This is a genomic window from Microbispora sp. KK1-11 (assembly GCF_006874435.1).
Lineage (GTDB): Bacteria > Actinomycetota > Actinomycetes > Streptosporangiales > Streptosporangiaceae > Microbispora > Microbispora catharanthi.
On sequence record NZ_VIRJ01000007.1, the window covers coordinates 75,944 to 90,602 of the forward strand.

The following is a 14,659-nucleotide window of genomic DNA, read 5'->3' on the forward strand; positions in this document are numbered from 1 at the left end:
GCTAGAGCCTGCGAAGTCCACTGAGCACCCTTTCCAGCAAGTTCAGATCCGGCTTACCGGCCTCCAACTGCGGCTGATGCACGTGCACCAGCCCCTCCGCCGCCATGTCCGCGATCACCACGCGAACCACACCCAGCGGAATCCGCAGCAACGCCGACACTTCGGCCACCGACCGCACCTGACGGCACAGGGAGGCGATGGCCCGAAACTCCGGGGGCCTCGTGGAAAGGTCGTAGTGAGTGGTCGTGGCGGAGGAGACCAGCGCCTCCAGCGCGAGTTGCATGCGGGGCGTCGTACGCCCGCCGGTGACGGTGAACGGGCGGACCGGAGACGCGGGCTCCTCGATCGGGCCGCCCGGCTGCCGCCCCCACGGGTCCGCACCGGGTTCCTGACCCCACGGTTCCGCGCCTGGCGGCTGTCCCCACGGATCCATCCGGTCACCTCCGGGGATACGACACGGCTTGGAGCTCGGCGCGGACCGCGGGGGTCAGCACCTGACCCGCCCGCTCCACCAGCAACGTCATCTGATAGGCCACCAGACCCAGATCGGAATCCGCCGCCGCCAGCACCGCCAGACAGGACCCGTCACTGATCGACATGATCAGCAACAACCCCCGCTGCATCTCCACCACCGTCTGCGTCACCGGGCCACCCTCGAACACCCGCGAGGCACCCTGCGTCAGACTGATCAACCCGGCCGCCACCGCCGCCAGCTGATCCGCCCGGTCCTTGGGAAACCCGTGCGAGAACGCCAGAGGCAACCCGTCGGCGGAGACGACGACGGCGTGCGCCACACCCGGCACCGAACTCACGAAATCATCGATCAACCAGTTCAGGCCGCGTGCGCCCTGGCTCAACTCACTCATGCGCCGTCCCCTTTCGCGGTCGGGTAGCCCTCGTCCTCGCTCAGTTCGCCCCTGGCCACCGCCCTGCCCTGCCGTACGCCCTGCTGCAGGCTCGCCAGCCGGCTGCGGGCCCGGTCGGGTGACAGGAGCGGCTGCGATGGGGCGGGCGCCGGCGACGCCGCGGCCGGATCGACCGAGCCGGGCACCAAATTGGCCTTCGGCACCCGCTTGGGCAGACCCGAGGTGGTCGTGCCGTCCGAGGAGGGCTTCTCGGTGGCCGCCGCCGCGGCCTGCCACCCGGCGTCCAGTGACGGGGTGTGCTGCCAGCCGGATTCGGTGCCGGCGGCGGGAGTGCGCCGGAACCAGGCGGACTCGACGGAGGCGAAGATCGGCAGGTACTCCTCGGCCGGCGGCCCGGCCTGCGCCCCGCCCGGACGCACGCCGCCCATCTGGACGGGAGCGCCGTGCACCGGCCCGGATATCGCGACCGGTCCGGTCGTCGCCGACATCGCGCCGAACGCCGTCGGGACGGGCCCGGTCACCGACGGCAGAGGCCCGGTCGCCGCTTCGTCCATGCCGGACGACCGGCCACGTATCCGGGTGAGCGGATCGTGGAGAGGCGGCGCGGCGACCCCGGAGGCCGGCAGCTGCTGACGGCCCCAGCCCCCGATGCCTTGCTGTGCCGTCCCCTGCTCGGCCTGCCGTGGGCTCCAGGCAGGGGCGAACGCGCCCGAATAGGACTCGGGCTGATGCGCCGGATGGCCCATGATGGACTCCGGCAGCAGGACCATGGCCGTCAGCCCGCCTCCGTCGTGCGGCCTGAGCTGGACCCTGATGCCGTTGCGGGCGGCGAGACGGCCGACCACGAACAGGCCCATCCGCCGCGACACCGACACGTCCACCACCGGCGGGTTCGCCAGTCTCCAGTTCGCCTGGGAGATCTCCTCCGACGTCATGCCGATGCCGGAGTCGGTGACGGAGATCATCACGCCTCCGCCGTCGATCCGGTTGCCCGAGACCACCACGCGGGTGTCGCGGGCGGAGAACGACAGCGCGTTCTCCACCAGCTCGGCGAGCAGGTGGATGACGTCGTTGACGGCCTGGCCGGCGATCGAGACGTCCGAGGGGAAGTTCAGCATCACCCGCTCGTAGCCCTCGACCTCCGACAGCGAGGCCCGGATGACGTCGGTGATCTCGACGGGCCGGCTCCAGCGGCGTGCGGGCTCCTGCCCGGCGAGAACCAGGAGGTTCTCACTGTTGCGGCGCATGCGGGTCGCCAGGTGGTCGAGCTTGAACAGGTCGCCGAGCCGCTGCTCGTCCTGCTCGCCCTGCTCCAGCCCGTCGATCAGGGCGATCTGGCGTTCCACGAGGGTCTGGGTGCGCCGGGAGAGGTTCACGAACATCGCGTTGACGTTGCTGCGCAGCCGGGCCTCGTCGCCCGCCAGCCGGATCGCCTCGCGGTGGACCTCGTCGAAGGCCCGCGCGACCTCGCCGATCTCGTCGGCGGACACCACGCCGATCGGCTGCACCGCAGCCTGCCCCGCCGCGCCGTCCTCGGATTCGCGCAACCGCTGCACCAGGGCGGGCAGGCGGTGCCCGGCGACCTCAAGCGCCTCGCTGCGCAGCCGCCGCAGCGGCCGTACGAGCGAGCGCGCCATGACGGCGGTGATGAGCAGGACCAGCAGCAGGACGACGACGACCATCGTGATGTTGACAACGGCCACGTTCCGGTCGGAACTCTGCAGAGCGTCGCTCCGGGTGACGATCGACTTGCTCAGGCCGGCGGTCACGTCGCGCATGAGGTCGGCCTGCTCGCTGATCGCGTCGAACCAGCGGTCGGCGTCGGCCCCCCTGCCGCTGAGGTTGCGGATGGGCTGCCCGGCGCCGACCAGGTACAGCGTCCGGTCGATGAAGAACCGCGCCCGGTCCACCTTCTGGTCGGTGACCGTGTCGTTGTAGAGCTGCCGCTCGTCGGTGGTGGCCACGGCGGTGAACGCCGCCAGCTCGCTCTGCTCCCTGGCCGCCGCACCGGTGAAGGCGTCGAGCTCGGCCTGGTCGAGCTGCTGCCGGGCCAGGCCCACGGCGAGCAGCGCCCGCTGCTCCGACACCGCCTCCTTGGCCCGTGCGAGCGCCCCGAGCGCCTTGATGCTCGCGTACAGCCCTTCGTCCGGAACACCCTGACCCGCCGCGTCGTACAGCTTCAGCAGGTCGTCGGTGACGAGCCGGTAATTCTCGATGCCGCGCAGCGGCGGGAGCTGCGACTCGAGCACGATCTTCCGGAACGCGGTCAGGTCCGTCAGCCGGGCCAGGGCCCGCGACAGGTCCTCCCGGCCGAGCCCGCCCAGCGCGTCCCCACTCGTCTCGGCCCGGGCGCGCACCTGCTGCGCGGCGGCGTCCACGGCGTCGTGCTGGTTGTTCACGGTGGTGAGCAGGTCTCTGTCACGACGGCCGCCGGCGACGTATTTGACCGACAGGTCGCGCTCCAGCTGGAGTTCGTGGAGGAGCATGCCGACGTTGCCGACGAGCTCGACGGCCTCGCGCACCCGCTGATACTCGGCGGCGCTGGATATCGAACTCGCCACCCGCAGGCCGCCGAGCAGGACCGCGACGACGGTGGGCAGCACGATCAGCGCGACGAGCCGGGTTCGCACCCGCCAGTTCTTCAGCTGAATCGAGTTGCCGGTCGCGGGCCCGTTGGGCGGCCCGCCGTCCGCGGAGGACGCGCCGCCGGCGGACTCGGCGACCGGTTCGGGCTCGGCGCGGCGACCACTCTCGATCGTTGCTGTCCTCACAGGCGCAACCTCTCGCGCTGAATCTCAGGGGATAAGGCTCCGGGGTCGCTCTAATGCGAGAGCCCGCACATCACCGGGCAATTTGAGCATAAGGCGTCGAGATAGACAAAGAGCTTGGGATTTTGGAGCGGTCCAGCGTTTCGCCCCGCCCCAAACGCATATGTGCAGGACGGCAGCGATCAGGCGGAAGACAATAACGGACAGGCGATGCACGACGACTCCCCTCATGGAACCGGTCCAACCCCTAGGCCGTAATTCCAAATGATGACAGAGGTGATTTACTCCTCAATTTGACTACAATCGTGACTCAAACACATCGAATCCGTACGGCTCCTGTACGCTTCTCGCCCGTCGCCGTCTATGCGGGACAGACCCGTCGCGGGCGGCCACCTCAACACTCCAGACAAGGAGACTTCATGAGGCTTATAAGGCGTACTCTCGCCGTCGGCGTCCTGGCCGTCCTGACGCTCACCGCTTGCGGCAACTCCGACACGACGTCCTCCTCTTCCTCGGGCAACGGACTGGAGAAGACGACGCTGAAGGTCGGCACGATTCCGGTGCCGGACAGCGCGCCGTTGCAGGTGGCGATCGATCGGGGGTTCTTCAAGGCCGAGGGCCTGGAAGTCCAGCCCGAGGTGGTCGCCGGCGGCGCCGTCGCCACCCAGAAGCTGCTGGGCGGAAGCCTCGACCTGTCGCTCGGCGCATACGTCGGCACTTTCCTCGCGCAGGACAAGGGCGCCGGGAAGTTCAAGTACGTCGCGGACAGTTACGGCGCCGCTCCCGGCGCTTTCGTCATCATGGTCAAAAAGGACTCCCCGATCAAAACTGCTGCAGACCTCAAGGGGAAGACCATAGCGGTCAATGTTCTCAACAGCGTCAGCCAACTGACCGCCGAAGTGCAGATGAAGGTGGCCGGGGTGACCGCGACCCCGGACCAGTTCGTGGAGAAGAAGTTCCCTGACATGCCCGCCGCCCTGGAAAACGGCCAGGTCGACGCGGCGGCGATGACCGAGCCGGTCATCACTGTGGAATCAAAAGCGGGCGGCCGAATCATCGTCGATGAGATGACCGGTCCGACCGAAAATCTTCCCATCGCCGGCTGGTTCACCACCGACGCCATCGCGAGCAAATACCCGAAGGCGATAGCCGCGTTCCAGCGGGCGCTCGGCAAGGCGCAGGCACTCGTCGCGAAGGACCGCAAGATCGTCGAGGAGACGCTGCCCAAGTACACCAAGATCGACGCCGCCACCGCGGCCGTCATCTCCCTGGGCTCCTACCCGACCTCCCTCAGCGAGACCCGCCTGCAGCGCGTGGCCGACCTCATGAAGGAGTACGGCTACCTCAAGAACGATCTGGACGTGAAGTCGCTGATCCTGCCGCCCCCGGCGAGCTGACGGAGATCCCGCACCTGCCATGGAACACGCACGAGTCCTCCGCGGCGTCGCCGGCGTCGCGGGGTTCCTCGCCGCGGCCGAGATCGTCGGCGCGACCGGCCTGATCGACGACCGCTTCCTGCCCCGCATGTCCACGATCCTCCGCGGCGCGGCGGAACTGCTCGTCGATCAGGAGTTCCTCGCCGACGCGCGTGCCTCGCTCGCCGCCTGGGGGCTCGGGCTCCTGCTGACCGTGGCGGTGGCGGTCCCGGCCGGACTCACGCTCGGGGCCCTGCCGCCCGTGGAGCGGGCCGTACGGCCGCTGATCGAGTTCCTCCGGCCCATCCCGTCGGTCGCCATCATCCCGCTCGCGATCCTGCTCTTCAGCGACAACCTGCAGCTGAGGGTGGCCGTCGTCGTCTACGCGGCGTCCTGGCCGATCGTCATCAACACGATCTACGCGCTGAAGGACGTCGACCCGCTCGCCAAGGAGACCCTGCGCAGCTTCGGGTTCGGTCCGGTGTCCGTGCTGCTCCGGGTGGCGCTGCCCAGCGCCGCGCCCTTCATCGCGACCGGGATCCGCGTCGCCGCCGGCACCGCCGTCATCCTCGTGATCAGCGCGGAACTGCTCGCAGGAGGGGCGGAGGGCGTCGGGATCTACATCACGGAGGCCGCGAGCGGCAACAGGATGGACCTGATGCTCGGCGCGGCCCTGTGGGCCGGCCTGTTCGGCGTCCTGTCCAACACCGCCCTGGTCGCGGTGGAACGCAGGCTGTTCCGCTGGCACGACGCACGCACCGGAGCCGCCCGATGAACGTGATCAGAGCCGTCGGCCGTCTCTGGCTGGTGCCGGTGACGCTCGTGGCCTGGGAGATCGCCACCCGTGCCGCCGAGCAGCCGTTCTTCCCTCCCCCGTCGGCGACGCTGGCCCGGATGGGCGAGATGTGGCTGTCCGGCCCGCCCGCCCATCTCCTGCTGACAGACCAGGCGATGGACGATTTCGGCCCCAGCCTCGCCCGCCTGTTCGCCGGGTGGACGCTGGCCGCGGTCCTCGGGGTGGCCGCCGGAATCGCCATCGGCTGCTCCCCCCGCCTGTCCGGCTACCTCGACCCGCTGATCCACCTCGGCCGGGCCGTGCCGCCTCCGCTGCTGGTGCCCTTCTTCCTCGCCCTGCTGAAGCTGAGCACGCCGGCGCAGCTCACGACGATCGTGTTCGGGATCATCTGGCCGATCCTCCTCAACACCATCGACGGCACCCGGACGGTGGACCGGCAGCACCTGGAGACCGCACGCATCTTCGGGTTCTCGACGGTCCAGCGGCTCACCAGAGTGATCGTCCCCGCCGCGATGCCCAAGATCTTCGCCGGCCTGCGGCTGGCCCTCTCGCTGGCCCTGATCCTGCTGATCATCGCCGAGATCCTCGCCGGCTCCGGCGGCCTCGGCTACCGGCTCCTGTCGGCGCAGCGCAGCTACCTCTACACCGACATGTGGGGCTGCCTGGTGGTGCTCGGCCTCCTCGGCTATCTGCTCAACTCCGCGTTCCTGCTGTTGGAACGGCGCGTTCTCGCCTGGCACAGGAACGCCAGGCAGACCACCTAGGAAGGCATCGTGCTCGAGATCACCGATCTGGTCCACTCGTACGGCTCGCATCGCGTTCTCGACGGGGTGAGCATCCGCGCCGCCGAGGGCGAACTCGTCTGCGTCGTGGGCCCCTCCGGCTGCGGCAAGTCCACTCTGCTGCGGTCAGTCGCCGGTCTCATCCGTCCCACCGGGGGCCGGGTGCTGATCGGCGGACAGCCCGTCGACCGCATCCCCGACAACCTGGCCGTCGTCTTCCAGGACTACAGCCGTTCGCTCTACCCCTGGATGACCGCCGCGAACAACGTGGCGCTGCCGCTGCGACGCCGCGGGCTGGACCGGCGGCGCCGCAGGGAGGCGGCGATGGCCGCGCTGGACCAGGTCGGCCTGGCCGACGCCGCGGCGAAGTACCCCTGGGAGATGTCCGGCGGAATGCAGCAACGGGTGTCCATCGCCCGCGCCCTCGCCTACCGCCCGTCCCTGCTGCTGATGGACGAGCCCTTCGGCTCTGTGGACGCGCAGACCCGCGAGGACCTGGAAGACCTGGTGCTGCGGGTCTGCGCCCATCACGGCATGACGACCCTGCTGATCACGCACGACATCGACGAAAGCGTCTACGTCGGAGACCGGGTGATCGTCCTCACCCGGTCGCCGGCCCGGGTCGCCGCCGACCTGCCGGTCGACCTGGGCGAATCACGCGACCAGATCGCGACGCGGCAACGGGACGCGTTCGTCCGGCTGCGTGCCGAAGTGGGCCGCCTGGTCCGGGGCGGCTCCCCCACCTCAACTGTTCTGGAGAAGCATTGATCGACTCCACCGGCCCTGTCTGGGACGCCATCGTCGGGCTCTCCCGGTTCGCCGCGCTCGCCGCGATGGCCGAGCTGAACTGCGCCGAACACCTGGCCTCCGGCCCGATGGACGTTCCGGAGCTCGCCAAGGCCTGTGACGCGCACGAGCCCTCCCTCGCGCGCGTGCTGCGGGAACTCGAGACCGTCGGCGTGGTCCGCGCCGTCGCCCCGGGGACGTACGAGCTGACCGAGGAGGGTCAGACGCTGCGCGACGACGTTCCTGGCAGCATGCGCTCCGCCCTGCGCATCGCGGCCGAGACCGGTTACTGGTACGCCATGGGCAACCTGGCGCAGACCGTGAAGGACGGGCGGTCCGCCTTCATCGCGCGATTCGGCCCCTTGTACGGCTATTTCCAGGAGCGTCCCGAGGCCGCCCGCCTGTTCAACGAGTACATGGCCATCCGCGCGGCGCCCCTGGAGGCCGCTCTGGCCACCACCTACGACTTCACCGGCGTGAAGACGTTCGTGGACGTCGCCGGGGGAACCGGGCATCTGCTGGCGGCGGTGCTCGACCGGCACCCGGGCATGCGCGGCGTGCTCTTCGACATCGCGCACGTGGTGGAGAACGCCCGGAAGTCCCTGAACGCGCGGGGCCTCGGCGACCGGTGCGAGTTCGAGAGCGGCGACTTCTTCGAGAGCGTGCCCGCGGGCGGGGACCTCTATCTGCTGGCCAGCATCATCCACAACTGGAATGACGAGGCGAGCCTGCGCATCCTCGGCAACGTGCGGAAGGCGGCTCCCCGCCACGCCCGGGTGCTGCTGCTGGAAATGGTGCTGCCGGACGACGCCACGCCGCACATCGGCAAGGACCTCGACATGCGCATGCTCGCGGTGACCGACGGCGGGATGGAGCGCACGTCGGGCGAATACACCCGGCTGCTCGACGAGGCCGGTTTCACGCTCTCCCGCATCCTGCCGCTGCCCGCCGGGGCGAGCCTGATGGAGGCCCTGCCCCGCTGAGCCGGGAGGGCCGCACAGAAGCCGCCCTCGTGGCCGATCTTCCCGAGCCCCATGGAAAGTCCGAGCCTGCGAGGAGTTTCCATGGGGTGGAGCAGGCGCCGCCTGTGCCACGCCCAGCAGAGCGTGCTCTGTCAGACACGACCTTGGTGGAGATTCTGGCCGTGCACGGCGACCCGCATGGTCAGCGCGTGTTCGACAAGAGTGATCAGGGTGCTCTTGACCGATTCGCGGTCACGGGCGTCGGTGCGGACGATCGGGATGTGCGGCGACAACGTCATCGCCTCGCGCACCTCCTCCTCGGCGTGCGGGTACTGCCCGTCGAAGCCGTTGACGCCGACGACGAAGGGCAGGCGCGCCTCCTCGAAGTAGTCCACCGCGGGAAAACTGTCGGCCAACCGCCGCGTGTCGACCAGCACCACCGCGCCGATCGCCCCTTTCACCAGGTCGTCCCACATGAACCAGAACCGATGCTGACCCGGCGTACCGAACAAATACAAAATCAGTTCCCGGTCCAGCGACACCCGGCCGAAGTCCATCGCCACGGTCGTCGTGGTCTTGTACGGAACCAGCCCCACATCGTCCACACCCGCCGACGCGTCGGTCATCACCGCCTCGGTCGTCAACGGGACGATCTCCGACACCGCCCCCACGAAGGTCGTCTTCCCCACGCCGAAGCCCCCGGCAACCACGATCTTCGCCGAGGTCAGACCCGGGCTAGAGCCTGCGTAGTCCACTGAGCACCCTTTCCAGCAAGTTCAGATCCGGCTTACCGGCCTCCAACTGCGGCTGATGCACATGCAACAGCCCCTCCGCCGCCATGTCCGCGATCACCACGCGAACCACACCCAGCGGAATCCGCAGCAACGCCGACACCTCGGCCACCGACCGCACCTGACGGCACAGCGTGCTGATCGCCTGGCGTTCCGGGGTGAGCGTGGAAAGGTCCTGGTGCATCACCGTCGCGGAGGACACGAGTGCCTCCATGGCGAGCTGGAGCCGCGGCGCCGTACGCCCGCCGGTGACGGCGTACGGCCGCACCAGTGAGCTCTGCTCCCTCGGCGCCGGCGTCGGGACGGGGTTCGTGCCGCCGTACTGCCGGTGGGCGTCGTCCACCGGCGGATAGGCCTCGTTGTTCCAGCCGCCGCCTGCCACAGCGTCCTCCTGACCTTTTCGCTCTCGCTCCGGAACCCGGCGACCGTCCCGGCCACCCCGCTCAGGGCGTCTTCCCCGATCTGTCCTCCACCGCGTGCCTTACTTCGCGGGGTCTTCCGTCACCGCGGGTGAGACGCCTGGAGCTCGGCGCGGACCGCAGGGGTCAGCACCTGACCCGCCCGCTCCACCAGCAACGTCATCTGATAGGCCACCAGACCCAGATCGGAATCCGCCGCCGCCAGCACCGCCAGACAGGACCCGTCACTGATCGACATGATCAGCAACAACCCCCGCTGCATCTCCACCACCGTCTGCGTCACCGGGCCACCCTCGAACACCCGCGAGGCACCCTGCGTCAGACTGATCAACCCGGCCGCCACCGCCGCCAGCTGATCCGCCCGGTCCTTGGGAAACCCGTCCGAGAACGCCAGAGGCAACCCGTCCGCCGACACCACCACGGTGTGCGCCACACCCGGCACGTTGTTCACGAAGTCCGTGATCAACCAGTTGATGCCGCGCGCGGCCTGGCTCATTTCCCTCATCAGTCCTCCTTCTCACTGTCCTGGGCATCGGGCATGCCCAGGGCCGCCGCCCCGGGATATCCCTGCTCCTCCCCGGCCTCCCCGCGGGCGACCGCCCGGCCCTGCCGGATGCCCTGCTGGAAGCTGGAGAGCCTGCTGCGCACCCGCTCGGGCGAGAGCACGGGCGGGGGCGGCGGCGGGGCGGCCGCCGCTGCCGCGGCGGGTTCCGCGGAAGGGGTGGGAGCCGTGGCCGAGCCGGGCACCAGGTTGGCCTTGGGCACCCGCTTGGGCAGACCGGACGAGGTGACCCCGCCCAGAGCCGGCTCGCTGGCCGCCTTGGCCGCCTGCCAGCCGACGTCCGCCGGGGACGACCAGGTCTTGGTGTCCGCGGCGGTCTCGCCGTCCGAGTCGTTCTTCTCCGCCGGGATGTCGACCTTCTTGAACCAGTCCGACTCGACCGCGGCGAAGATCGGGAGGAACTCCTCCTCCGACTCCAGCGGCGAGGTCCGCACCACCGGCAGCGGACCGGTGTTGTCGTCGCCTTCGAAGGCGCCGCGGCCGGTCCGTCCGGGCCAGCCGGCGCCGCCGTCCTGCGGGGTGCCGGGCCAGGAGCCGCCTCCCGGAGGGGGCAGATGCCCGGGCCAGGGCGTGTCCACGGGGGCCTCGCCGACGTGACCCCGGCTGAAGGGGTTGGTGTCGAAGGGGCTGGCCTCGAATGGTCCCGAGTCGAAGTTCGTGGTCTCGAACGGGTCTCGCTCGGGCGACGTCTGCTCGGACGGCGCCTTGTCGAACGGCGTCTTGTCGAAGGCCGCCCGGTCGAACGGCCCTGACTCGAACGGACTGCGCGCGAACGGGTCGGGCTGCCCGCCCTGACCGAAGCCGCCGGTGTCGAAGGGGCTGCGGGCGAAGGGATCGGACTCGCCCGGCCGCCCCGCACCGCCCGTCTCGAACGGGTTGCGCGCGAACGGGTCGCCGTCGGCGCCACGGCCCTGCGGCGGCTCGAAGGGGTTGCGGGCGAACGGGTCGGGGTCGAAGCCGACGGTCTCCCGCGGGAAGGACTCGAAGGGCCCGCGCTCGAAGGGGTCGGCGCCGGGGGTGCCGACGCCCGGCGCGTCCGCGCCGAACACCGGAGTGCGCGGCGGGTTCTCGAACGGTGTCGGGCTGGCGAGGGCCGGCGCGTTGCCGAACATGGCGGCGCCGAACTGCGGCCCGGTTCCGACCGCAGGCATCGGGCTGGTCAGCTCGGGCTGCGGCATGCCCGGCACGCCGGGGAACGCCGGGCCGGCGTTGGCCAGCAGCGCCTCGGGCAGCAGCACCATGGCCGTCAGGCCACCGGTGTCCTGCTGGCGCAGCTGCACGCGGATGCCGTGACGCAGCGCCAGGCGGCCGACCACGAACAGGCCCATGCGGCGGGACACCGACACGTCCACGACCGGCGGGTTCGCGAGCCGGTAGTTGGTCTGGGCCAGCTCCTCGGGCGTCATGCCGATGCCCTGGTCGCTGACGGAGATGATCAGCCCGCCGCCGTCGATGCGGTTGCTCGACACCGTGACCTTGGTGTCGCGGGGCGAGAAGGAGATGGCGTTCTCCACCAGCTCGGCCACGAGGTGGACGACGTCGTTGACCGATTGGCCGACGACCGACGCTCCGCCCTGCACCTGGATGTCGACGCGCTCGTAGTTCTCGACCTCCGACAGCGAGGCGCGTACGACGTCGACGATGGGCACCGGCTGGCCCCAGCGGCGTGCGGGCTCCTGCCCGGCGAGAACCAGGAGGTTCTCACTGTTGCGGCGCATGCGGGTCGCCAGGTGGTCGAGCTTGAACAGGTTCCCGAGCCGCTGCTCGTCCTGCTCGCCCTGCTCCAGCCCGTCGATGAGGGACAGCTGGCGTTCCACCAGCGTCTGCGTGCGCCGTGACAGGTTAACGAACATCGCGTTGACGTTGCTGCGCAGCCGGGCCTCGTCGCCCGCCAGCCGGATCGCCTCGCGGTGGACCTCGTCGAAGGCCCGCGCGACTTCGCCGATCTCGTCGCGGCCGACCACCTGCATCGGGGCGATGGGCGGGACCTCGGCGGCGTCGCCGGCCTCCCGCAGCTTCTGGACCGTGTCGGGGAGGCGGCTGCCGGCGATCTCCAGCGCCTCGCTGCGCAGCCGCCGCAGCGGGCGTACGAGCGAGCGGGCGACGCCGGTGGTGACGAGCAGAACCGCGATCAGCAGGAGAGCGACGGCGACGGCCACGATGATGGCCCGCTGCTGCTCGTCGTCCTTGAGCGACTGGCTCCGCGCCACGATGGAGGAGGTCAGCTTGGCCTCGACGGTGCGCATCCGGTTGATGGGCTGCGACATCGCGTCATACCAGAGGCGGGTGTCGTCGCGTACCGACTGGTCGAAGCCCTTGAGCGGGAAGCCCGCGTTGGCGCGGTCGAGCACCAGCGTGCGGATGAACTCCGCCTGGTCGACCTTGCCGCCGGTGACCGTGTTGTCGTAGTCGGTGCGCTCATCGGCCGTGGCGCTCTTGCGGAAGGCGCGCAGCTCGCTCTCCTCGGCGGACACGGCGCCGAGGAAGTTCTGCAGCTGGGCCTGCTCGAAGCGGGTGTTGGGCAGCACCGTGGTCAGCAGGCCGCGCTGTACGGAGGCGTTCTCCTTCGCGCGGGCGAGCGCGGCCAGCGTGACGGACGAGGCGGCGAGCCGGTCGTCCTGCGTGCTCTTGGCCAGCTCGTCCTGCAGGGCCATCAGAGTCTCGATGACGAGGGTGTACTGGTCGAGCACGGCGCTCGGCTGCAGGTTGCCCTGCATGGCCTGGCTCCGCAGGACCTCCACGCCGTCGAGCTTGCCGATGATGTGGTCGATCTCGTCGGAGGCGCGGCTGCTCACCTTCGTCCTGACCTCGTTCGCCAGGTCCCGGACGGCGGTGGCCGCCTTGTTGGTGAGAAGGGTCTGCGCCTTGACCGCGGCAGTCGCCTTCGCCGGGTGGCCGAGCGTCGCGTTCCAGGCGGCGCGGTCGCGTTCCGACTGCAGCTCGTGGGTGAGGCCCGCGACCTTGTCCACGAGCCGCGCCAGGTCGCTGATCTGCTGATATTCGGACGCCGTGTTGACCGACGTGACGACCCGCAGGCCGCCCAGCAGCAGCGCCGCCAGGGTCGGGATGAGGATCAGCGCCACAAGCCTGGAGCGCACGCGCCAGTTGCGCAGGAGAAAACGACTTCCCTCGTCGGGCTCCTGCTCAGCCGGAACCCCGGTCCCGGGGCTCTCGTCGGTCCGGGGGTCTTGTGTCCTCACAGGCTTTGCAACCTCTCGCCGTATCTGCGCACAGGGGGAAGTGTCTCAGCACGGATGTGGCTGGCGTGACGTGCGAGACGTCCTGCAGGCGAGGGTAATTGCAGCACACCGACACCAGGGAGGCCAACCGAACACCCGTGCACAAATAGCCTAGACAGGCATGTAGATGATGTTATTTGGTTAAATATCGGGTCAGCATCAATACCGAATTCTGCCCTGCCGGGTAGGCAGGGGTCTCCGGGATCGGACCACCGGAGGCACGGAATGCCGTTTCCGCGCCGTGCTCTGGCCGGACGCCGCGAGGGCGGCACCCTCCGGGGTACCGCCCTCGCCGCCCCCACCTGCGGGGCGCGGTCTATCGGGAACACAGACTATTTCCCGATTCAGTACTGTCTGCCGTACGCGGCCCGTACGGTCAGCACGTACTCGACCAGGCTGATGAGCGTGGACTTGACGGCTTCCCGCGAGCGCGCGTCCGTACGGACGATCGGGACGTGCGGAGCCAGCGACAGCGCCTCACGGACCTCCTCCTCCGAGTGGAGGAACTGCCCCTCCCAGCCGTTCATCGCGACCAGGAAGGGAAGCTGGGCCTCCTCGAAGTAGTCGATGGCCGGGAAGCAGTCGGCGAGCCTGCGGCTGTCGACGAGCACGACCGCGCCGATGGCGCCGCGGACGAGGTCGTCCCACATGAACCAGAAGCGGTGCTGACCCGGCGTGCCGAACAGGTAGAGGATGAGGTCCTGGTCGAGCGAGAGCCGGCCGAAGTCCATGGCGACCGTCGTGGTCGTCTTGTTCGGCGTGAGCCCCAGGTCGTCGATGCCCGCACTGGCGTCGGTCATCACGGCCTCGGTCGTCAGCGGCAGGATCTCGGAGACGGCACCGACGAAGGTCGTCTTCCCGACGCCGAACCCACCCGCCACGACGATCTTCGTCGAGGTAAGACCACGGCTAGAGCCTGCGTAGTCCACTGAGCACCCTTTCGAGCAGGTTGAGGTCTGGCTGTCCCTGGTTCAGCTGCGGCATGTGCAGGCGGACCAGACCCTCGTCGGCCATGTCGGCGATGAGCACACGGGCCACGCCTAGCGGGACCCGGAGCAGTGCCGAGATCTCCGCGACCGATCGTACGGAACGACATAGCATCATGATCGATTCCTGCTCTGGACTGAGCAGGGAATAGTCATTGCTCTTCAAGGTCACCGATGATACGAGGGTTTCCATCGCCATGTGGTAACGCGGCTCGGATCGGCCACCGGTGACGGCGTACGGACGGAACAGAGGCTCGTCCTCTGCCCCGTCACGATCACGCACGGCC

14 protein-coding genes are annotated in these 14,659 nt (G+C 69.5%); 5 read left to right on the forward strand and 9 right to left on the reverse strand.

Annotated elements, in window-relative coordinates; translation table 11 throughout:
• Nucleotide 1 precedes the first annotated feature (1 nt).
• Genes FLW16_RS12870 through FLW16_RS12880 form a run of 3 tightly spaced genes read right to left on the reverse strand, consistent with a single transcriptional unit; the run spans nucleotide 2 to nucleotide 3,637 of the window.
• Entirely contained in the window at nucleotides 2-433 is a 432-nt protein-coding gene (locus tag FLW16_RS12870) for a DUF742 domain-containing protein (protein WP_142560247.1), read from the reverse strand.
• A gap of 4 nt (nucleotides 434-437) precedes the next feature.
• On the reverse strand, nucleotides 438-866 hold the full coding sequence (locus FLW16_RS12875; protein ID WP_142560248.1) for a roadblock/LC7 domain-containing protein: 429 nt from the start codon (nucleotides 864-866) through the stop codon (nucleotides 438-440).
• Entirely contained in the window at nucleotides 863-3,637 is a 2,775-nt protein-coding gene (locus FLW16_RS12880) for a nitrate- and nitrite sensing domain-containing protein (RefSeq protein ID WP_260615211.1), read from the reverse strand. Before FLW16_RS12880 ends, FLW16_RS12875 begins: the two co-directional genes overlap by 4 nt.
• Nucleotides 3,638-4,053: 416 nt before the next feature.
• Between FLW16_RS12880 and FLW16_RS12885 the strand changes: the two genes are divergently transcribed.
• The 5 genes from FLW16_RS12885 to FLW16_RS12905 are packed head-to-tail and all read left to right on the forward strand — an operon-like array spanning nucleotide 4,054 to nucleotide 8,396.
• Complete coding sequence (locus tag FLW16_RS12885) at nucleotides 4,054-5,031, forward strand: ABC transporter substrate-binding protein (protein WP_260615212.1); 978 nt, start codon at nucleotides 4,054-4,056, stop codon at nucleotides 5,029-5,031.
• Between the two features lie 19 nt (nucleotides 5,032-5,050).
• Nucleotides 5,051-5,824, forward strand: a complete 774-nt coding sequence (locus FLW16_RS12890) for an ABC transporter permease (RefSeq protein WP_142560249.1) — start codon at nucleotides 5,051-5,053, stop codon at nucleotides 5,822-5,824.
• Entirely contained in the window at nucleotides 5,821-6,609 is a 789-nt protein-coding gene (locus FLW16_RS12895) for an ABC transporter permease (RefSeq protein ID WP_142560250.1), read from the forward strand. Before FLW16_RS12890 ends, FLW16_RS12895 begins: the two co-directional genes overlap by 4 nt.
• 9 nt (nucleotides 6,610-6,618) lie before the next feature.
• Nucleotides 6,619-7,395 carry an ABC transporter ATP-binding protein gene (locus FLW16_RS12900; RefSeq protein WP_142560251.1) on the forward strand — a complete coding sequence of 259 codons (777 nt, stop codon included), beginning with the start codon at nucleotides 6,619-6,621 and terminating at the stop codon, nucleotides 7,393-7,395.
• Entirely contained in the window at nucleotides 7,392-8,396 is a 1,005-nt protein-coding gene (locus FLW16_RS12905; RefSeq protein WP_260615213.1) for a methyltransferase, read from the forward strand. Before FLW16_RS12900 ends, FLW16_RS12905 begins: the two co-directional genes overlap by 4 nt.
• A gap of 131 nt (nucleotides 8,397-8,527) precedes the next feature.
• Here the strand turns inward: FLW16_RS12905 and FLW16_RS12910 are convergent, their stop codons facing one another.
• The 6 genes from FLW16_RS12910 to FLW16_RS12935 all read right to left on the reverse strand — a co-directional run bounded on the left by FLW16_RS12910 (nucleotide 8,528) and on the right by FLW16_RS12935 (nucleotide 14,655).
• Nucleotides 8,528-9,103 (reverse strand): ATP/GTP-binding protein, encoded by a 576-nt coding sequence (locus tag FLW16_RS12910; RefSeq protein WP_142560401.1) that lies wholly within the window; start codon nucleotides 9,101-9,103, stop codon nucleotides 8,528-8,530.
• Between the two features lie 7 nt (nucleotides 9,104-9,110).
• The gene (locus FLW16_RS12915; RefSeq protein ID WP_185949391.1) at nucleotides 9,111-9,548 is read right to left on the reverse strand and encodes a DUF742 domain-containing protein; all 438 of its coding nucleotides are present in this window, start codon (nucleotides 9,546-9,548) and stop codon (nucleotides 9,111-9,113) included.
• Nucleotides 9,549-9,667: 119 nt separating this feature from the next.
• The gene (locus tag FLW16_RS12920) at nucleotides 9,668-10,081 is read right to left on the reverse strand and encodes a roadblock/LC7 domain-containing protein (protein WP_205825907.1); all 414 of its coding nucleotides are present in this window, start codon (nucleotides 10,079-10,081) and stop codon (nucleotides 9,668-9,670) included.
• A gap of 8 nt (nucleotides 10,082-10,089) precedes the next feature.
• Nucleotides 10,090-13,347, reverse strand: a complete 3,258-nt coding sequence (locus tag FLW16_RS45150; protein ID WP_260615215.1) for a nitrate- and nitrite sensing domain-containing protein — start codon at nucleotides 13,345-13,347, stop codon at nucleotides 10,090-10,092.
• 383 nt (nucleotides 13,348-13,730) lie between these two features.
• Entirely contained in the window at nucleotides 13,731-14,267 is a 537-nt protein-coding gene (locus FLW16_RS12930; RefSeq protein WP_260615216.1) for an ATP/GTP-binding protein, read from the reverse strand.
• A 28-nt stretch (nucleotides 14,268-14,295) separates the two neighbouring features.
• A complete protein-coding gene (locus FLW16_RS12935; protein ID WP_142560253.1) occupies nucleotides 14,296-14,655 on the reverse strand; it encodes a DUF742 domain-containing protein in 360 nt (119 codons plus the stop codon).
• Between the last annotated feature and the right edge of the window lie 4 nt (nucleotides 14,656-14,659).